The 20,379-nt window shown below is 35.5% G+C and carries 15 protein-coding genes; 2 read left to right on the top strand and 13 right to left on the bottom strand.

The window, feature by feature from the left end:
• Positions 1-3: 3 nt before the first annotated feature.
• Together ED556_RS13005 and pafA are read right to left on the bottom strand one after the other, a co-directional pair.
• Entirely contained in the window at positions 4-2,733 is a 2,730-nt protein-coding gene (locus ED556_RS13005) for a T9SS type A sorting domain-containing protein (RefSeq protein ID WP_296324657.1), read from the bottom strand.
• 122 nt (positions 2,734-2,855) lie between these two features.
• Positions 2,856-4,514, bottom strand: coding sequence for an alkaline phosphatase PafA (pafA, locus tag ED556_RS13000; RefSeq protein WP_296324654.1), 1,659 nt, complete (start codon positions 4,512-4,514; stop codon positions 2,856-2,858).
• Between the two features lie 111 nt (positions 4,515-4,625).
• Here pafA and ED556_RS12995 point away from each other — a divergent pair, with 111 nt between their 5' ends.
• Positions 4,626-5,363, top strand: coding sequence for an ABC transporter permease (locus ED556_RS12995; protein ID WP_296324651.1), 738 nt, complete (start codon positions 4,626-4,628; stop codon positions 5,361-5,363).
• Complete coding sequence (locus tag ED556_RS12990; protein WP_296324648.1) at positions 5,363-6,130, top strand: ATP-binding cassette domain-containing protein; 768 nt, start codon at positions 5,363-5,365, stop codon at positions 6,128-6,130. Before ED556_RS12995 ends, ED556_RS12990 begins: the two co-directional genes overlap by 1 nt.
• 8 nt (positions 6,131-6,138) lie before the next feature.
• On the opposite strand, the gene ED556_RS12985 is transcribed toward ED556_RS12990, so the two are convergent.
• The 11 genes from ED556_RS12985 to porV form a co-directional block, all read right to left on the bottom strand.
• Positions 6,139-7,614 (bottom strand): DUF389 domain-containing protein, encoded by a 1,476-nt coding sequence (locus ED556_RS12985; protein WP_296324645.1) that lies wholly within the window; start codon positions 7,612-7,614, stop codon positions 6,139-6,141.
• A 2-nt stretch (positions 7,615-7,616) separates the two neighbouring features.
• A complete protein-coding gene (locus ED556_RS12980; protein ID WP_296324643.1) occupies positions 7,617-8,699 on the bottom strand; it encodes a mannose-1-phosphate guanylyltransferase in 1,083 nt (360 codons plus the stop codon).
• Between the two features lie 36 nt (positions 8,700-8,735).
• Complete coding sequence (locus ED556_RS12975) at positions 8,736-9,332, bottom strand: SprT-like domain-containing protein (RefSeq protein ID WP_296324642.1); 597 nt, start codon at positions 9,330-9,332, stop codon at positions 8,736-8,738.
• A gap of 30 nt (positions 9,333-9,362) precedes the next feature.
• The gene (locus tag ED556_RS12970; protein ID WP_296324640.1) at positions 9,363-13,397 is read right to left on the bottom strand and encodes an FG-GAP-like repeat-containing protein; all 4,035 of its coding nucleotides are present in this window, start codon (positions 13,395-13,397) and stop codon (positions 9,363-9,365) included.
• A 33-nt stretch (positions 13,398-13,430) separates the two neighbouring features.
• Complete coding sequence (locus ED556_RS12965; RefSeq protein ID WP_296324638.1) at positions 13,431-14,075, bottom strand: HAD family hydrolase; 645 nt, start codon at positions 14,073-14,075, stop codon at positions 13,431-13,433.
• The gene (locus tag ED556_RS12960; protein WP_296324636.1) at positions 14,076-14,762 is read right to left on the bottom strand and encodes an SDR family oxidoreductase; all 687 of its coding nucleotides are present in this window, start codon (positions 14,760-14,762) and stop codon (positions 14,076-14,078) included.
• Complete coding sequence (locus ED556_RS12955; protein ID WP_296324634.1) at positions 14,752-15,750, bottom strand: M20/M25/M40 family metallo-hydrolase; 999 nt, start codon at positions 15,748-15,750, stop codon at positions 14,752-14,754. Before ED556_RS12955 ends, ED556_RS12960 begins: the two co-directional genes overlap by 11 nt.
• An 83-nt stretch (positions 15,751-15,833) precedes the next feature.
• The gene (locus ED556_RS12950) at positions 15,834-17,462 is read right to left on the bottom strand and encodes a pyruvate dehydrogenase complex dihydrolipoamide acetyltransferase (RefSeq protein ID WP_296324631.1); all 1,629 of its coding nucleotides are present in this window, start codon (positions 17,460-17,462) and stop codon (positions 15,834-15,836) included.
• A gap of 3 nt (positions 17,463-17,465) precedes the next feature.
• Positions 17,466-18,464: a pyruvate dehydrogenase (acetyl-transferring) E1 component subunit alpha gene (gene pdhA / locus ED556_RS12945; protein ID WP_296324629.1), complete on the bottom strand. Its 999-nt coding sequence runs from the start codon at positions 18,462-18,464 to the stop codon at positions 17,466-17,468.
• A 135-nt stretch (positions 18,465-18,599) separates the two neighbouring features.
• The gene (gene cdd, locus ED556_RS12940; protein ID WP_296324626.1) at positions 18,600-19,082 is read right to left on the bottom strand and encodes a cytidine deaminase; all 483 of its coding nucleotides are present in this window, start codon (positions 19,080-19,082) and stop codon (positions 18,600-18,602) included.
• A 72-nt stretch (positions 19,083-19,154) separates the two neighbouring features.
• Complete coding sequence (porV, locus tag ED556_RS12935; protein WP_296324622.1) at positions 19,155-20,354, bottom strand: type IX secretion system outer membrane channel protein PorV; 1,200 nt, start codon at positions 20,352-20,354, stop codon at positions 19,155-19,157.
• Positions 20,355-20,379: the final 25 nt, after the last annotated feature.

The following is a 20,379-nucleotide window of genomic DNA, read 5'->3' as shown; positions in this document are numbered from 1 at the left end:
AAATTACTTAATTATTAGGCGCTTAACCATTTTAACGTTATCACTCTCATCAGTAACACTCACCAAATAAAAGCCAGGTCTAAAATTCTGAACGTTTACTTGCAGTGTCTTTTTACTTAAACTAAATGTGTTTACTTTATTAGTATACAACTCGTTATTAGAGAAGTCAAAAATCTTAACCGTTAAATTGTCTGATTCAACTTCAGAAAAATCAAGATTAATCTTCTCACTTGCTGGATTAGGGAACATTGATATTTCGATATCACTTTCTCTATTTAAGAAAGACAACAGCTCACAAACTACTCCTCCAGAAGGAAATCTAAACACAGCAATAGGGTTAGACAAACTATAGCATCCATCTAAATCTGTGAAAGCACTATTGCCTTGTTCTGCGCCTTCTAAATTACCAGAAAAACTTAAATGCCAAATAAGACATACACCAGGACCAGCAACATCAAAGTTTACATTTGCTGGGTCAGCTGGTAATCCTAAAATTGTTCCTTGAGCATCAGTAACAACCCATTGTGAGTTGCCACCAGAGTTTCCTGAGAGTGTTATTCCTGTTGCGTAATCTGGTTCTCCATCACCTTCACAAAATAGATATAAACCTCCTGGAGTAATTGTACCTCCATCAACATCGCATACAATATCATTATCATTTCTAAACACCTCAATAGGGTTGGATAAACTGTAACAACCCACTAAATCAGTGGCTGCATTGTTACCTGGAATAGCACCTTCTAATCCATCTTCAAAGCTTAAATGCCATACCAAACAAGTACCATTACCAGCACCATCAAAGTCTACAACAAATGGATTTGGTGGTAAGCCTAAAATAACACCTTGATCATCTGTGATTACCCATTGCGAGTTACCTCCTGAATTTCCCGTCAATGTTATTGCACCTTGTGGAATATTGTCTGGATTTCCATCACCAACCATAGTAAATTCAAAAGGTCCACCTTCTAAGGTTCCGCCTTCTGGTTGTGTTCTTATTACTGAAATTGGATTAGATAAGTCGTAGGTACCAACTAAGTCTGTTGACGCATTATTCCCAGGAACAGCACCCTGTAATCCATCTTCAAAACTTAAATGCCATACTAAACATGTGCCATCTCCTGCGCCATCAAAATCCACTACATAAGGGTTTGGTGGCAAGCCTAAGATTACACCTTGATCATCGGTAACTACCCATTGTGAGTTTGTACCTTGATTTCCTGTTAATGTGATGGCACCTTGCTCTATATTATCGGCAACGCCGTCACCAACACAGAATTCAAATGGGCCGCCTGATAATGTTCCTCCATCAAGAGCTCCGCTTCGTATCACTTCAATAGGGTTTGATAAACTGTAACAACCCACTAGATCAGTAGCTGCATTGTTACCTGGAATAGCGCCTTCTAATCCATCTTCAAAGCTTAAATGCCATACCAAACAAGTACCATTACCAGCACCATCAAAGTCTACAACAAATGGATTTGGTGGTAAGCCTAAAATAACACCTTGATCATCTGTGATTACCCATTGCGAGTTACCTCCTGAATTTCCCGTCAATGTTATTGCACCTTGTGGAATATTGTCTGGATTTCCATCACCAACCATCGTAAATTCAAAAGGTCCACCTTCTAAGGTTCCGCCTTCTGGTTGTGTTCTTATTACTGAAATTGGATTAGATAAGTCGTAGGTACCAACTAAGTCTGTTGACGCATTATTCCCAGGAACAGCACCCTGTAATCCATCTTCAAAACTTAAATGCCATACTAAACATGTGCCATCTCCTGCGCCATCAAAATCCACTACATAAGGGTTTGGTGGCAAGCCTAAGATTACACCTTGATCATCGGTAACTACCCATTGTGAGTTTGTACCTTGATTTCCTGTTAATGTGATGGCACCTTGCTCTATATTATCGGCAACGCCGTCACCAACACAGAACTCAAATGGGCCGCCTGATAATGTTCCTCCATCAAGAGCTCCGCTTCGTATCACTTCAATAGGGTTTGATAAACTGTAACAACCCACTAGATCAGTAGCTGCATTGTTACCTGGAATAGCGCCTTCTAATCCATCTTCAAAACTTAAATGCCATACCAAACAAGTACCATTACCAGCACCATCAAAGTCTACAACAAATGGATTTGGCGGCAAACCTAAAATAACACCTTGATCATCGGTAACTACCCATTGAGAATTACTCCCTGAATTACCTGACAATGTTATTGCACCTTGTGGAATATTGTCTGGATTTCCATCACCAACCATAGTAAATTCAAAAGGTCCACCTTCTAAGGTTCCGCCTTCTGGTTGTACTCTTGTTACAGTAATGAAATTAGATAGGTCATAAATACCTCGCAATCTATCCAGATTTCTCCCGACACGGAGTCCTCTAACAAATATGTATGAAATATGCCAAATTCTACAAACTCCTGGACCTGCTCCATCTAAGTCAAATGGTGGCGCAGTAGGTAACGCCAAGATATTATTTAAATCGTCTGTAATAATCCATCGCATGCGCCTGCCTTGGGCATCGTCAAGATTTACATCTATAGGGTCCGGGTTTCCATCTACACAAATTGTAGTATCATCGGTTGTACTTATTACACCGCCATCAATAAAACGTGATTCGCTTTGCGAAAAACCATTAAGTGAAAAACATAAAAAAAGACTAAAGCACAAGATTTTACACACTTGGATATAGTCTTTAAATAAAACTAAATGTTGATTCTGTTTCATAATAATAAATTGGATTAATTAATTATTACGAAAATATGTGCAACATTTTTTTTAAAGTGTTAGTTATCTAACACTTAGAGCAGAATTAATTTGCTATAATTGAATTTGAACCTTGGCAAACCCTAATCTAGCACAAACTCTAAAGGCTTACCTGTAGCACCGTTAGGATAGCTAATGCCTAAAAGTGCTGAAATCGTCGGAGCAATATCTGGAATTACAGTTTTTTGCAAAGTTTCGCCTTGTTTTATGCCTTTTCCAAAAAATAATAAAGGCACATGCGTGTCATAATTAAGTCCGCTACCATGAGTAGATCCGGTTCTACCATAAGGAATATGAGCAATATCATTAACTACAATAACATCCCCTGAACGTTTTTGATTGTAACCATTTTGTAAAAGTGACTCAATTCCAGTAGTAAAATTGTTTGAACTCATAGTTGTTGAAGTATAAGCTTTAGCAATATTAGTATATGTGATGAGTTCATTAACAAAAGCCTGTTCAACATCTTGAAGGTTCAAATTTAATTCCTCAAGCTTTTCTTTATTTAAGAACACTTGATTATTACTCACATTTTCAACAATTTCTGTTGTTCCATAAGTTTGCTCTAAAAATGCTCTGAACTGCTTTCTTCTGGTGTCAAAATCTAAATACCCTGCAGGAACCTTAACGGATTGCAAATATGATGGAACTTCAACAGCACCATGATCAGCAGTTAAAAATACTGTGTATTCACCCTTGCCAACTTGAGAATCTAAAAACTTAAAAAAGCGTTCTAAATCATTATCTAACCTTATGTATGTATCTTCAATTTCTTTAGAATTCACTCCAAAATTATGCCCTATATAATCTGTACTAGAAAAACTAACTGTGAGAATATCAGTATCATCATCTTGACCTAATTGCTCGTTTTCAACCGCAGCAATTGCAAAATCTGCAACAATACTATTACCAAATGGGCTATACTTTACAATATCAAAACCTTCATTTTGGTCTTTAAGTGCATTTAAATCGTATGGAAAAGCAGCTGTCTCTTTACCTTTAAAACCACCTTCAAAATTGTTTAAATCAGTGCCACTTTCTGTATAAGTTGAAATATCATAAAACGTATCCCAAACCTTTAAGTATGATTCCGCTGTTTCTGATGCATTAAAATCAACAACCCATTGAGGTAATTCTTCCATGTAATACGTACTTGAAATAAAATTACCTTCGTCTTTTCCTCTAAACCAATAAGCCGCGTTGGCTGTATGACCTGCTGGTAAAACAGCGCCTCGATCTTTTATAGATATACCAATCGATTTACCTCGCATCTGTGTAAATAACCTGTTTTCATCTGTTATAGTTGTAGTTAATAAACGATGTGGTGACATACGCTCTAATTCAGAATCACTTCCAACTGCTAATACTGAGTCATCAGCAGCACAATACACAAACTTTTTAGCAACCTTATCGTACCAATCATTGGCTATAATGCCATGATACTTTGGTGTTGTACCAGTATAAATTGATGCATGTCCAGGACCTGTATAAGTTGGTACATAATTAAAGTGATTGTTTTTACAATTGAAACCGTCTCGCATCATCCGTTTAAAACCGCCATCACCAAATTTTGAATAGAAACGGGTGAGGTAGTCGTATCTCATCTGATCTACTACAATACCAACTACTAATTTTGGATTATCAGTGTATTTATCTGAATTACTGCTTTGACTGTCTCTATCTCCTTTGTTACAAGAAAATACTACAAAGCAAAAAGAAAAAATAAGTGCTACTTTTTTCATAAGGCTATTGAAATCAATTTGCACAAAAATAGGATTAATTGATTGATGTTAATTTAATAAAACATTAATTAAAGCATAGTTTTTTATAATTTAGCATTAATAATTTACTTGATGAAGTACCTCCAAAATATTGGTGTCTATTTTTTAATGATTAAAGACATGTTTCGCAAGCCCACTAAATGGTCTGTAATGCGAACACTTATTTTTAAAGACATCGACGATCTTATTATTAATTCACTAGGTATAGTTGCATTTATATCGTTTTTTGTTGGCGGTGTGGTTGCTATTCAAACTTCATTAAATATTTCTAACCCACTAATTCCAAAATATTTAGTCGGTTTTGCCACTAGACAATCAATAATATTAGAGTTTGCACCAACATTTATTTCTATAATTATGGCAGGTAAGGTTGGTTCATTTATAACTTCGAGTATTGGTACGATGCGTGTTACAGAACAGATTGATGCATTAGAGGTTATGGGAATTAACGCAATAAATTACTTAGTCTTTCCGAAATTCATTGCTTTAACGCTTTACCCATTTGTCATTTCCATTGCGATGTTTTTAGGTATTTTGGGTGGTTTAGCTGCATGTGTTTATGGTGGTTATGGAACCCTTGAAGATTATATTGATGGTGTTCAAAACGATTTTATTCCATTTCATATGGCTTATGCATTTATTAAAACACTAGTATTTGCATTTTTATTGGCGACAATACCATCATTTTATGGGTATTTTATGAAAGGTGGAGCTCTCGAGGTTGGTAAAGCCAGTACGACATCTTTTGTGTGGACCAGCGTTGTGATTATTTTGGCAAATTACTTTTTAACGAGTTTACTCTTAGGCTAATGATAGAAGTTAAAGACTTACATAAATCGTTTGGAGATGCACATATTTTAAAAGGCATTAGCACCACTTTTGAAAAGAGTAAAACAAACTTAATTATTGGTCAAAGTGGCTCTGGAAAAACAGTATTTTTAAAATGCCTATTGGGTCTTTTTGAATATGAAAAGGGTAGTATTTCCTATGAAGGTAAAATATTTAATGAATTAAATACTAATGAAAAGCGTGATCTTCGAGCAGATATTGGTATGGTATTTCAAGGTAGTGCCTTGTTTGATTCTATGACTATTGCAGAAAACGTAATGTTTCCATTGCGTATGTTTACAAAGCAAAGTTTTAGTGAAATGGAAGACCGCGTTGACCTTGTTCTTAAACGTGTTAATCTTCCTGATGCTCATAAAAAAATGCCAAGTGAAGCTTCTGGAGGTATGCAAAAACGTGTTGCAATTGCGAGAGCAATTGTTAATAATCCCAAGTACTTGTTTTGTGATGAGCCAAACTCTGGGCTTGACCCAAAAACGGCTATAGTAATAGATAATTTAATTCAGGAAATTACAGATGAATATCAAATTACAACTGTGATTAATTCTCACGATATGAATTCTGTAATGGAAATTGGCGAAAAAATTATCTTTCTTAAAAATGGTTATAAAGAATGGGAAGGTTCAAAAGACACTATTTTCAAAACAGATAATGAAGCGGTAACCAACTTTGTATATTCTTCTAACTTATTTAAAAAAGTAAGACGAATGTATATTGAAGAGAATCAATAGATTTAAGACTAGTTTCTTTTAATAACTACTGTATCGACTTTAATTTCTTCCTTTAACCAATTTGACAATTCTTTTTCCTTTAAGGTAGCTAAGCTATCACTTAACGTCGCTTTCCATTTTATATTTGCCACAGTAATCGTATCGACTTTAATAAAATCCTTAGATTCTAACATCTTAGAATAACCAAAATATTCTAGGTCATTAAAACGTATTTTAGCATCCTTAGCCAAACCAGAAAATGAGACTTCATCTGAGGTGTTTTGGGCTTCTAACTGTCGATTGAGTCCAGATACAGTTTCTTGAAGTTCATTTAACTGTTCTTCTAATCCCGAAATGATTAAATCTTTTTGATCTAAATCTGAATAGGCTCTCCTCAATTGTTCAGATAGGTTTTTGGCAGAACGGCTATCATCTCCATAAACTATTAGTTTATAATCCTTAATTTTTTCATATTGAGATAGGTCATTTTCGAAATTAGCAATAGCAACCTCATCCATTAAATTATTGAAGTAAAGCTTAATAGTTTTGTCATCATCATTTTTAATTTCATTTTGAAGCCATATTTTCTCATTGGCTTCAATTTCTTTTTTAAACTCACTGTAATCTGATGCTATTCGGGTTTCATCTATAAAATCAATAAACTTAATTGTAGGCCATATCATCACCAAAATTGCTACTAATGACGCTAGTTGGGATATACGTTTTCTTTTTTTTGAATTGGCATACTTAAGCATTGGAAAACGCAATACCTTTAAAACAATAAATGTCGCTAAGGCTATAAAAATTGTATTTATTGTAAACAAATACATAGCTCCAATAAAAGACGTCCAATCGTTTGCAAGTCCATAGCCAGCAACACATAATGGTGGCATTAAGGCTGTTGCGATTGCTACACCAAAAATTACCGAAGCAATTGTGCCTTTTTTAGTTCTAGCAATTATCAGTGCCAATCCACCAAAAAATGCAATTAATACATCTCTAATATCTGGTTTAGTACGCGCAAAAATCTCATTATTTCCTATGTCAGCAGTTGGAAAGAATCTAAAAAACAAATAAGCAGTCAATAGACTAAGTATAATCATAACCGCTAGGTTAATTAAGGAGCTTTTGAGCGTATCTATATCATTAATTGCTATTGACATCCCTAAACCTAAAATTGGTCCCATTAATGGAGATATTAACATGGCACCAATTACAACTGCCGCGGAATCAGCATTTAATCCTACAGATGCTACCATAATTGAGCATACTAATATCCAAGCTGTCGCACCTTTAAAAGGAATGTCTGCCTTGATTGCATTTACAGTAGCTTCTCTGTCAGTGTCGTCTCTAAAGTCTAGTAATTCCTTTATAAAAATTGATATGCTAGAAAACAAGCCTTTGGCGTCTTCTTTAACAGCTTCTTTTTTTTCTTCTACTGATGTCTCTTTAGCTATTGATTCATTTTCCTCTTCAGAAAAATTAAATTTATTTTCTTCACTCATAGTTACCCATATTTTTCACCAAACTTATCCTTAACTTGCTTAAGAACTACCTTTATATCTTGTTCTTTCGCTTTAGGAAAGATAAGTAAAACTTCGTCTTTATCTACAATTATATAGTCCTTAAGGCCATCGACTACAACAATCTTATTGTCTGTTGTTCTAATCATATTTCCCGATGATTCTAAAGACAATGTTTTGGCGTTAACTACTGCATTGCCATCATCATCTTTATCTAATTTATCGTAAAGGCTTCCCCAAGTTCCGAGGTCGTTCCAATCAAATGTAGCAGGTATAACATACACATTATCGCTCTTTTCCATTATGGCGTAATCCACAGAAATATTTTCGGCTTTTTTATAATTTTCTTGAATAAATTTATCTTCAGAATCCGTGTTGTAAGCGTCTTGGCCTTTTTCGAATAAACTATACAATTCTCCTTGATTATTTTGAAACGCTTTAACCACAGAAGTCACACTCCACATAAATATTCCTGCATTCCAAAGAAAATTGCCTTGGTTTAAGAAGTGCTTTGCGGTTTCATAATCTGGCTTTTCTCTAAATTGGTTTACAACTTTAATATCCGAAACCGAAGACTTATTATACTCTATATAACCATATCCTGTATTAGGGAAAGTTGGTGTAATGCCCAAGGTCATTAAAGCATCATTATTAGAGCAAAACTCGAACGCTTGTTTTACATTATTAGTAAAGGACTGCTCATCTTCAATCCAATGGTCACTTGGTGCTACAATCATGACGGCATTTGGATTTTCTTTTTGAATTTTGAGTGATGCATAAAGTATACATGGAGCCGTATTCCTCATAGCTGGTTCTAAAACCACTTGTCGCGAGGTTACACTGGGCAGTTGCTCAAAAACCAAATCGTTGTAGCGTTCATTGGTTAGAATAAAGATATTCTCTGTTGGTATAAACTTTGCAAGTCGATTAAACGTTTTCTGAATGAGTGTATCTCCTGAACCAAGCATATCGTGAAACTGTTTTGGAAAGTCTTGAGTACTCACTGGCCAAAATCTAGAGCCTACACCGCCAGCCATTAAAATTGCATAGTAATCTTTATTTTTCATATCTAAAATATCTTTAGACTTTGCATAAGGTGTTGGTTATTCTAAAATCTCCACCTCAGCATTAGGGTTAAACAAATATAGCTTTCCTGTACTTAATTCTATGCACTCAAAACGCTTTCTTCGTTTTAGGCCCTTTCTGAATATTCGTCCATTATATAGCTTAAATGTTACGCCTTCATCTAACTCAAATACAAATTTATTATTATTTGATGGGTTATATTGCTTAAGTGCTAACGCTAAATCAGTATCTGTATCACTCGATGCTTTCGGGTTTTTAAAGTGTTGTGCTAACAATGGTAATACATGTGGTGGGAAAATATCTGGATTTAAAAATGGTAACATTAAATGTTGAAACGTTTTTTTCCATTCTTTACCGTGAGGTTTTATCCGTAAACCATATTCTTGATATGCCTTTAAATGCGCAATCTCATGCACAAGTGTTATTAAAAACCGGTATATATTTAAGTTTGAATTTACCGTAATCTGATGCTTGCCATTATGAAGCTTTTTGTAATCACCGTGCCTGGTTTTACGTTCTTGCTTTATTTTTATTACTAGATTTTCGTTTTCGATTAAGCTTTGAATTAAATTTACCGCTGCTGAAGGAATGTGATTGATTACTGTTTTATCCATCAATTTGATATTGTAAAAATCACGCAGTGGTTATTTAACTACAACCTTAATAGGATTATCGTTAACACGCAAAATATAAATACCCGTTGTCGCGTTGTTTAGACGTATTAGAGTAATACGGTTTAAATCATCGTACTGAGATTGGATAATATCAATCTTTCTTCCACTAATATCAAAAATCTCGATATTATCTCCAGGCAATGTATTAGAAATAAAAAATTGCTGATCATTAGTAGGGTTCGGATATACAATCTGTTCTATGACCACCGCTGGGTTTTGAGTAGCCTCAAAATAAGGTAGTGCAAACTCAAAGGTATCATCTGCCACTTTTTGACCTATAAATCTTCCAGGAATATCATCTGCTGGTGGATGAATTCCACCCCAAATACGTGAAAGACTAGTTTGGTCTGATGCATCTCTATATGTCGCCCATTGTAATACAACGTCTACTGAAGGACCATCTTCAAAAACTAAAAACTCATTCTGTCTAGCAACAAATTCTCCTAAACCTCCTGGGAAAAATGGATCTCCAGTAAGTTTAGTTAAGATTTCTGATGCTGCTCTAGAATATGTTGAATGCCCTGAAACATAACCTGCAAATGGCGGTGTAACGAATGTAGGACGTTGATAAGGATACCAATCTTCGGCTAAAATCCATCCAACTCCTGCCACATCCGTTTCTGTGTCGTTAATAAAATCGTGACCACGCCATGTAAAGAGTTTTATTTTTCCAATATTCTGTCCAAAAAAGCCCGCTAATGGATCACCTGCTTCTACAAGTTCTATATATCCAGGCATAAGTTGAAAGCCAGTAACACTATAATTAGGTAAGTTTGGGTCTGTACTTTGCCCTTGCTCATCTCCCATATATCTTATAGCTGAAATTGGTCTTACATAGTCGTACCAGCCTTTAACACTCCATGCAGCTATAGCTGAATCGTGCATTCCACCACCTAATATAAAATAGGCCTTAACATCCCATTCTAATCCATTTAACTCTTCGCCTTCACCTTCAAAACGTTTTTCAAATTCTGGATGGTCATTCACATAATTAAGTATCGTAAACCAATGCCCTGGTGGTGTTTCAGAATCTGGCCCATCTGCCCAAAACTCTGCTAAAACTCTTGCATAATCACCGCGTGGCACCATATTTGGTTGGTATGGTAACGCTGTTTTTGGATTAACGACATGTCCTGTACCTATATCTCCTCCATCAATAAAATTGTAAAAGGATGGATAATCGGCAAAATCTGTTGGAAAATCAGCGATATCTGTATTTCCTATTGCTCCAGGAGAGATATCCCACATTACACCATCAGTAGGATCTAAATGAGACTGCCATACTGAAACCATTGAAAAGCCCCATTTGTACTGCTCACTCATTTCATCTTCAACAGAAGTATTGATATACGGTGGCGCAGCTGGGTCATGGTAAACACGATAGGTATCTCCGTCTCTATTATACGTTGTTACATCTTCTTCCTTTAAAGCAAAACCAAATACATTTCCCCATTCTGGACTTAAGAATTCAGGAACATTACCATCAACGACATTTCCGCCTTGATCTATAAATGTGTCTAAGCCAAGTGGCTGCCATCTATTTGGGTCAACCATTGGCGGATTATTAGGTAGCTCAAGATTATAGGCTTGGTTAACTGGCTCGTAATAAGCGTTATCAAAGCCTGTGCTTTCGCGAGAACCATCTTGCAATCCGTAATCGATAACTGTTTGCGCAACATAATTTCCAAAAGCTGCTGCATCACCATCTTCGTAAAACAATGACGTAAAGGCGGTATCATAACCAAGACTTTCCATAATTAAATCTATACGTCTTTGATTAGCTTCTGCTCCTGGCGAGTTTTGAAAACGATACGCAAGCAATCTATACATGGCATAGCTAATTGCTTTTTTAGTTGATTCACTTATAGACTCTTGAGGTGTAAAGGGTTCTAAAGTTGATGAAAAACCGTTTAAGTCTTTACCTAAGAGATATGGGTTTGCTTTGTTACTATTGTATATTGCCCAAATATCAAACATAGCAAAACTTGTATGAAATAAATTTCTTGCATGAACTGTAGGTCTAGCAAAATCTCCACGTATAGCACTTAATAGAGTTTCATTCCACAGCCGTGCTATTGATACATTTTCTGATAAATCTTCAGCCGAAATATTAACATTTAGACTTGTACTTAAGCTAGAACATAAATCACTCATTTCAGTAACAGAAACCGAACCTTCTGCTTCAACTTCCCACAATACAGTAATGGTATTAGTACCTTGACCACTTAAAATTTCGCCGCCTTCTACATGCCAATCTGCAGTGGAGCCATTTGCCAAGGCATACGTATAGGTTTCTGTACTATAAAATCCGGTATCGGTATTTCCAATAATACTTTGAGAAGGCAGGTAGGTACAAGAACCGTCATCAAGTGTAGCTGCAGGATTGTAAGTACATGAAACTGTATCTGTACATCCATACACTTTTTGACTTGGCAATATATTTTGATTTACCAAACCAACACCTTCTAAAGCTTGCATTGTACTATTTATAGATAAATTAGAATTGTAGTTTTCAACAGCGCCTGATGGCCAGTTAATTTCTAGAGATGTAATCGTGGTATCATTATCCAAGCCAAAATGAAGTGCCTGCAAACTTTGTCCTAAAAATCCAACACCATAATTATATCTAATAATTGTACCTGAAGAAGTAGTTAATCTTACAATAGCACCAATCGCATTTCTATTTGATGTTGTACCAACTAAATTTAATTTAAACCAATTTTTAGCAGCTGTAACATCATCAAAATTTAACAACGTATTTTCGTACAGGAATGATGTTCCATCACTATTGGTAACAAAAATGTCAATATCTCCATCATTGTCATAATCAAAATGAATAGATTCAACGCTGACTGATTGTGAGTCTAAGCCCAAAGATGCTGAAGCATTTTCAAAAGCAGTTTGACCTTGAGCACTTAAATTTCTATAGTAAACATTAGCTTCTGCTCCACGGGTATCAGTTTCAAAACCATTAACAATATAGAGATCTTCATCTCCATCTAAATCAAAATCCGAAAAACATGAACCTTTTGACCATAGCGTATTATTAAGACCAAGAGCACTTGCGTTTTCCGTAAATGTGTTATCACCGTTGTTTGTATATAGTGCATTACCATCAACTCCTGTTACAAATATGTCAAAGAAGCCATCGCTATTATAATCACTTACTGAAATTCCGTTTTCTCCTGTTGTTGTATTTACACCATAAGTTGAAGCCTGATTTGAAAATGAAGTACCACCGTTATTAATAAATAAATCATTGGTTTGACTTAAGTAGTTGGCCACAAACAAATCCATATCATCATCTGAATTAAAATCGAAAGGCAATGCCGAATATGTTGCTAAATTTGGCAAAGATTGAATACCTGAAGACACCGTTACATTGGTAAACGTATTGTTGCCATTATTTCTGTATAATTGATTACTACCACATGTATTCCAATCATTAATGTATATATCTAAGAAGCCATCATTATTATAATCAAACCAAGTGGCTCCCATATTTCGACAGCTGTTTAAATCGTCAAACCCAGCGATGCCTGTTAAGTCAACAAAAGTTCCATTACCAAGGTTTCTGAACAATTGAACTTTAAAAGAATAGGTTAAAAATAAATCCGGGAAGCCATCATTATTATAGTCACCCCAAGATGCACCACTTTTTTGGCCATCAAGACCATCAAAATCTTCACCTGCTTCATCTGGTAATAACAAGTCTGTAAACCCAGCTGCCTCAGTTACATCTGTAAAAGAGCCATCATTATTATTTCTAAACAGACGACTTAGCGTTTTAGGACTGTCTGGATCATCTGGTGATTTAGCAACCACAAAAATATCTAGGTCATTATCACCATCATAGTCGGCAACTGCTGCTCCGTTATTTTCTGAAAGAATTCCTAAACCAACAATATCCTCAACACGATTAAAGGTTTGGGAATAATTGCGTTGAATTATAAAACAAAAAATTAATAAAAAAGACCAGCGATTTCTGAGTAGTTTTCTTAGCATAAAATCCTTTTTTTGCTAAGATAAAAATTAGTATTAAATATTTGTTAAAAGAGCCGGTAGACTTGACATCTTATCGAAAGTTTTAAGAGAAACTTTGGCCAATTTACCATTGTAATCGTGCTCTGTGTAAGAAAATACATTAAAGCCACCATTTTTTGCCGCTTGCACACCTATCTCACTATCTTCGATTACTAAACAATCTTCAGGTAAAAATCCCATAGTTTTTGCAGCTAGCAAAAAAATATCTGGTTCAGGTTTCCACTTTTGTATCGTATAACAGCTAAAAATTTTGTCTTCAAAATAAGGTAGTAATCCTGTAAGATTTAAATTAAGTTTTATTTTCTCTATAGGACCGCTTGAAGCCACACAAAAAGGAATTTGCAATTTTTTAATTACATCTTCTACACCTGTGACAGGTTTTATCTTTTCTTTAAATGCTTTGTAGGAACGCTCTCTATATTCAGAAATAAATGCTTCACCAAGCTTGTGGTTTACTAATTTTGAAATATGATCGACAACCGTTTGTATTGAATTTCCTTTGAAGTGTTCGTACGCAAAATCTAATTCAATGTTGCCACCTAGCTCATTAGTCATTTCTACTAAAACTTCGTTGCCAATTGGCTCACTATCTACTAATACGCCATCACAATCAAAAATAACACACTTGTATTTGTACATTTAAGGCGTTGAATTTGAAACTTGCAGTACTTTTCCGTTATAATATTTGTTACCGTTTAAAGAAAAGTCTAAAATATAGCTTGCCATTTCTTTTGCAGTAGTTGGTGCTTTATAATCTGGAAATGCTTCTTCCAGCATTTCTGTCTGCACAGCTCCTAGAGCTAGTACATTAAATTGTGGGCCAGAGTTTTTATACTCTTCGGCTAATAACTCAGTCAGTGTAATAACTGCGCCCTTGCTTGAACTGTAAGCAGCTAAACCTGGAAATTTCATACTGCCTTGAATGCCGCCCATTGAGCTTATTGTAACCACGTGGCTATGATTACTCATAAAAGGTAATACAACTCTTGTTAGCTCGGAAACACCAAAAACATTGGTTTGGTATATACTAGAAAAATCTTCAAAAGTAGTTTTAGAAAATGGTTTATTTAGCAGTACTCCCGCATTGTTAATTAGTACGTCAACGTGTTGCCATTCAGCCTTGATAAATGCTTCTACTTTACTGTAATCTTCTGGTTTTGATAAATCGAAAGCAAAAGAACTTACATTTGTTAAACTCAAGTCTGATATAGGCTTATGATTTCGGGATAAGGCTAAAACATGATGTCCTTGTTCTTGAAATAGTTTTACTAATTCAAAACCAATACCTCTACTTGTACCAGTAATTATAATATTCTTACTTTTCATTAAGTGTAATTTCTCTTGTGGCAGTATTTGCTATTTTTTCAATACCTGGAATTGTCTTATTTATAAGATTAGCCATGAATTCATAATTCATTTCATCAGACTCATCTCCTACTTTATGGTAAAAGTCAAAATTGGTTAAGTCACATGAAGAAATAGTATGACTCGGAACTCCAAAAGATTTATAAAACGCAAAATTATCTGAACGTTTAAATAGGCCGTACTTCTTAGATACTTCTGAGAATCCGATAAGGTTAGAACCTGAGTATTCGTTAAACTTTCCGGCAAAATTAGATTTGTCATAACCCGTTAAAAAGGCTTCGTAATCTCTATCTACAAAAGGCACACCTATCATTTCAAAATTTATCATCGTGTATAAATCAACATTTTGAGACTTTAACTTTTCAGCCAAATGTGCAGAGCCTCTCAATCCCATTTCTTCTGCTGAGAATAATGCAAATATCAGGCTACGTTTATTATTCTTTTTAGCTGAAAAATATTTTGCAATACTCATCACTGCAGCCGTACCACTCGCATTGTCATTTGCACCATTTGCTATGGTATCGTTTTCGACTTTTTTCGCAAAACCTATATGGTCGTAATGTGCTCCGATAACAATAAATTCATTTTTCAGCTTCTCGTCAGTACCTTCTAAATAACCAACAACATTAAATCCGGTGATACTATCTTTACGAGATTTAAACTTGAACTCATCTCTAAAACCTTTAAAGAAAGGCTTAACACCATTATCTTCAAATTGCTTTTGAATAAAATTTGCGGCTAATTCGATACCTTCAGTGCCAGTATTTCTACCTTTAAGTTCATCTGAAGCCAAATACGACACTATATCTTTAACCTCATCTTTTGTTATCGTTATCGTTTTAGAATTTTCGCCGTCTTTTCCTTTTGCTCCATTTTGACCTTTAGTAGTTAAACCACAAGAAGAAATGACTAGACATAAAATTATAAGTACTGTACTGTGTTTTTTCATTTTTACTTTTTAAAGTCTTAAAGATAAAAAAACCTGATTCGAAATGCTTCAAATCAGGTCTTATATCTAGTTATAATTTATTTTTACACTAACATTGTTACAGGATTTTCAATATATCCTTTTAATGTTTGAAGGAATTGTGCTCCTGTTGCACCATCAACTGTTCTGTGATCACAAGCCATGGTTAACTTCATAGTATTACCAGGAACTACCACGCCATTCTTTACAACTGGCTTCGACACTATTGCACCGACTGATAAAATTGCCGAATTTGGCTGATTAATTATAGATGTAAAACTTTCAATACCAAACATACCTAAGTTAGATATAGTAAATGTACTGCCATCCATTTCATCTAATGTTAATTTCTTATCACGAGCTCGTTTGGCATAATCCTTTACAGCTGCACCAATTTGCGGCAAACTTTGCTCATTTGCAAATCTAACCACAGGCACAACTAAACCATCAGGCACTGCAACTGCAACACCAATATGCACATGATTATTTAACTGCATATGGTCATCGAACCAGCGAGAATTTACTTGCGGATGCTGACGTAATGCTAAAGCACATGCTTTAACAACCATATCGTTATACGATATCTTAGTGTCTGGCAATGAATTGTATTGCGCTCTAAACGCTATAGCATTATCCATGTCGAACTCTACGTTAAGGTAGTAATGTGGTGCAGTAAACTTAGATTTTGCTAAATTTTTAGCAATAGCTTTACGCATGTTGCTATTTGGAACCTCATCAAAATCTTCTTGACCAGAAGGCACAAATTTGGCAACTGGAGCTGATGACGTTGCGGCAGCTGCAGGTGTAAAGTTTTCTATATCGCGTTTTATAATTCTACCATTTTCTCCAGAGCCACTAACTTGATTTAAATTAATTCCCTTTTCCTCTGCCATTTTCTTGGCTAATGGAGAAACAAAAATTCGGCCATTACTAGAAACTGGTGCTGGACTAGGTTTAGCAGCACTTGAAGCAACGCTCTCTTTTTTAGGCTCAGCAGCTTTTGGAGCCTCAACTTTTTTCTCTTCTTTTTTAGGTTCTGGTTTTGCTTCACCAACAACCTTGAAGTTTTTTGCCACATTTGACACATCTGTACCAGCAGGTCCAATGATTGCTAGCAATGCATCTACTTTAGCAGAATCTCCTTCTTGTAGCCCAACATGCAACAGAGTACCAGCGTTGAACGATTCAAACTCCATTGTAGCTTTATCTGTTTCGATTTCAGCGAGTATGTCGCCTTCTTCTACAGTATCTCCTACCTTTTTTAACCATGTTGCCACAGTACCTTCTTCCATAGTATCGCTAAGTCGTGGCATAGTAACTACTACAACTCCTTCAGGCACCTCGACTTCGCTCAGTGACCCAGAATCACTTTTAGACTCTTCGACTGCGCTCAGAGTGACATCTTCTTCCTTTATTTCAGAAGCATTTCCATTTAAAAGTCCAGAAATGTCTTCGCCTTCGTCACCGATAATAGCTAGCAACGCATCAACTTTTGTTGTTTCACCTTCTTGCACACCAATATGAAGTAGTGTTCCTTCGTGAAAAGACTCGAACTCCATTGTAGCTTTGTCAGTTTCAATTTCAGCTAAAATATCACCTTCTTCAACCTTATCACCTACTTGTTTTAGCCATGTAGCAACGGTACCTTCTTCCATGGTATCGCTAAGTCGTGGCATATTAATTACTTCTGCCATAGCTTATAATTTATGTTGTATAAATGGATAATCTTCTTGCTCGTATACTGAATCGTACATCACATTCTTTTCTGGATATGGAGATTCTTCTGCGAATTTTTCACATTCGGACACTAAGTCTTTCACACGCTTATCGATAACTTTTATGTCATCTTCAGTTGCGTATTTCTTTTCTAGGAGAATGTCTTTAACCTGTTTTATAGGGTCAATTTTTTTGTACTCTTCAACCTCGTCCTTTGTTCTGTAATGCTGTGCATCTGACATTGAATGTCCTCTATATCTATATGTCTTCACTTCTAAGAATGTTGGGCCACCACCATTTCTTGCACGCTGAATTGCTTCATCGAAAGCTTCAGCAACTTTAACAGGATTCATACCGTCAACTGGTCCACATGGCATTTCATAACCTAAACCTAGTTTCCAAATATCTGTATGGTTTGCTGTACGTTCTACAGAAGTTCCCATTGCATAACCATTATTCTCGCACACAAATATTACAGGTAAATTCCAAAGCATCGCTAAATTAAACGATTCATGAAGCGAACCTTGTCTTGCTGCACCATCTCCAAAACAACATAACGTCACTGCATCGCTACCATGGTATTTATCACCAAAAGCGATACCTGCACCTAAAGGAATTTGGCCACCTACTATACCGTGACCTCCGTAAAAACGATGCTCCTTAGAAAATATATGCATAGAACCACCTAATCCTTGTGAAGTTCCTGTTGCTTTACCGTAAAGCTCAGCCATTACGCGTTTAGGGTCAACTCCCATACCAATTGGTTGAACGTGATTACGATAAGCAGTAATCATTTTGTCTTTAGTTAAATCCATTGCGTGCAATGCCCCAGCTAAAACTGCTTCTTGCCCATTATACAAATGAAGAAAACCTCTTACTTTTTGTTGAATATATACAGCTGCAAGTTTGTCTTCGAACTTACGCCAAAATAACATGTCTTCATACCATTTAAGGTAAACCTCTTTTGTTACTTTTTCCATTTATGTAATACTATCAATAATAAATGCTTTGTATTTACCCCAAAGCCGAAAAACAAAAATAATGTTTTAAGCTAAAACCAAGAAAAACAAATTTGTAAAAATGTGCAATTTGTAACGTTAATTTATACGAAAACGTTAGAGTACAGAACTTTCGAAAACTAAAGGTAGGAGATTCACCAAAGATTCGGATTTTACAACCTTACCTTTTGCACCCATAAAATAGATTTCGATGGGTAAGTTTTGTTTAATCTCATATTCTGCGATAGCTTGTCTACATGCTCCGCATGGTGGAATAGGTTTATCGGTTAATTGATTTTGAGAAGATGCAGTAAGCGCCATTTTTAGCATTTTGGAATTAGGGTATTTTGCTCCAGCATAATAAATGGCAGTTCGTTCAGCACAAAGTCCTGAAGGATAAGACGCATTTTCTTGATTGCTACCAGAAACCACTTCATTATTATCTAATAAAATAGCAGCACCAACATTAAATTTTGAATATGGTGCATACGCTTTCTCCCGTGCTTCAATAGCAACACTCATTAACTCCTGAATATCTTCTGGCAACTCAGTAATTGAGTCAAAAACTTGGAGTGTGCTTTCTATTTTTACTTCCTTCATAAGAAACGTCTACAGACAAAAAAACTATTGTCTTTCAACAATAGTCTTTGTTATTCATCCTAAATGATACTATTAATATTCTGCATATTCGTTTTCACCAAAATTAAACGTTAATGAAAAACGCAATGTATTCTCTAACGGACTCTGAACTCTTGAAGCAGAGAATAAATATGATAAATCTAACTGAATTGTTGTGTACTTAAATCCAGCACCTAAAGCAAAAAACTTACGAGCACCTTTCTCTTCAGCTTCATTAAAATATCCAGCTCTTAGAGCAAATGAGTTATTATACGTATACTCAGCTCCTAAAGCATATGTAAACTCTTTAAGCTCCTCACTAAAACCTCCTGGCGCATCACCAAAAGATTGGAAAACTCCCGACAAGAAACTCACATCATTATCTTGTCCTGCCGTAATTATTGTTGGTTCATCAGCATCTTGTACACCATCATCATCTGTATCTACAAAACCTAATTCTGGAGGTGTAGGTACTAGAAGTTTAGAAACCTCAGCCGTTAAACCTAGTTTACTGTTTTGATCAAATATAAAATCAAAACCACCACCCAATCTTAAATTAGTAGGCTGAAACACATCTTGACCAGCGTCATCATAGCTAAACTTAGGTCCAAGATTTTGGATAGCAAAACCTAATCTCCAACGACCATTAAAATCGTTATATGCGTTTTCTTCACTTTGATAATACCCTGTTATATCTGCACCGAAAGAACTACCCGGATTTGCATTTGGATCTACTTGACCAATACGTAAGGCCGATCTGAAATATCTTAAACCTACTGCCATTGCAAATTGATCCGCCAATTTTAAAGAATACGCCACATCTACTGCATATTCATTAGGTTTTACAGGAACACCTGGTGTGCTCGCATCTTGTGTAAGCACAATTTCTCCTAAACTGAAATATTTGATACTTGCAGAAACAGCACTGTAATCATTTAATCTATTGAAATATGTTGCATAACTTATAGATATATCATTAACTAATCTGGTAAGATATGGTGTAAAGCTTAAGCTTAATCCAGATTTGGTCTCAGAAAAGGCATACTTAGCTGGATTATATTGCTGAGAAAAACCGTCTACAGAAGTCGCAACACCCATATCTCCCATTGATGCAGAACGTGCATCAGGAGCTACCAACATAAATGGTATACCGGTTGTAATAACTGAAGATTGATCTGGAAAAACAATGGTCTCTTGTGAAAAAGATACATTTACTAATGCAAATGTTAGTATAATAGATAAAATATTTTTCATTCTAATTTTTTGTAGTTAAACCGTC

Source organism: Winogradskyella sp. (assembly GCF_003712105.1).
Classification (GTDB): domain Bacteria; phylum Bacteroidota; class Bacteroidia; order Flavobacteriales; family Flavobacteriaceae; genus Winogradskyella.
This window is presented reverse-complemented; position numbering and strand designations above follow the sequence as displayed.

Bases quoted from the DNA above. Each gene is read 5' to 3' on its own strand.
- ED556_RS13005 (WP_296324657.1), bottom strand. From the start codon at position 2,733: ATGAAACAGAATCAACATTTAGTTTTATTTAAAGACTATATCCAAGTG.
- pafA (WP_296324654.1), bottom strand. From the start codon at position 4,514: ATGAAAAAAGTAGCACTTATTTTTTCTTTTTGCTTTGTAGTATTTTCT.
- ED556_RS12995 (WP_296324651.1), top strand. From the start codon at position 4,626: ATGAAGTACCTCCAAAATATTGGTGTCTATTTTTTAATGATTAAAGAC.
- ED556_RS12990 (WP_296324648.1), top strand. From the start codon at position 5,363: ATGATAGAAGTTAAAGACTTACATAAATCGTTTGGAGATGCACATATT.
- ED556_RS12985 (WP_296324645.1), bottom strand. From the start codon at position 7,614: ATGAGTGAAGAAAATAAATTTAATTTTTCTGAAGAGGAAAATGAATCA.
- ED556_RS12980 (WP_296324643.1), bottom strand. From the start codon at position 8,699: ATGAAAAATAAAGATTACTATGCAATTTTAATGGCTGGCGGTGTAGGC.
- ED556_RS12975 (WP_296324642.1), bottom strand. From the start codon at position 9,332: ATGGATAAAACAGTAATCAATCACATTCCTTCAGCAGCGGTAAATTTA.
- ED556_RS12970 (WP_296324640.1), bottom strand. From the start codon at position 13,397: ATGCTAAGAAAACTACTCAGAAATCGCTGGTCTTTTTTATTAATTTTT.
- ED556_RS12965 (WP_296324638.1), bottom strand. From the start codon at position 14,075: ATGTACAAATACAAGTGTGTTATTTTTGATTGTGATGGCGTATTAGTA.
- ED556_RS12960 (WP_296324636.1), bottom strand. From the start codon at position 14,762: ATGAAAAGTAAGAATATTATAATTACTGGTACAAGTAGAGGTATTGGT.
- ED556_RS12955 (WP_296324634.1), bottom strand. From the start codon at position 15,750: ATGAAAAAACACAGTACAGTACTTATAATTTTATGTCTAGTCATTTCT.
- ED556_RS12950 (WP_296324631.1), bottom strand. From the start codon at position 17,462: ATGGCAGAAGTAATTAATATGCCACGACTTAGCGATACCATGGAAGAA.
- pdhA (WP_296324629.1), bottom strand. From the start codon at position 18,464: ATGGAAAAAGTAACAAAAGAGGTTTACCTTAAATGGTATGAAGACATG.
- cdd (WP_296324626.1), bottom strand. From the start codon at position 19,082: ATGAAGGAAGTAAAAATAGAAAGCACACTCCAAGTTTTTGACTCAATT.
- porV (WP_296324622.1), bottom strand. From the start codon at position 20,354: ATGAAAAATATTTTATCTATTATACTAACATTTGCATTAGTAAATGTA.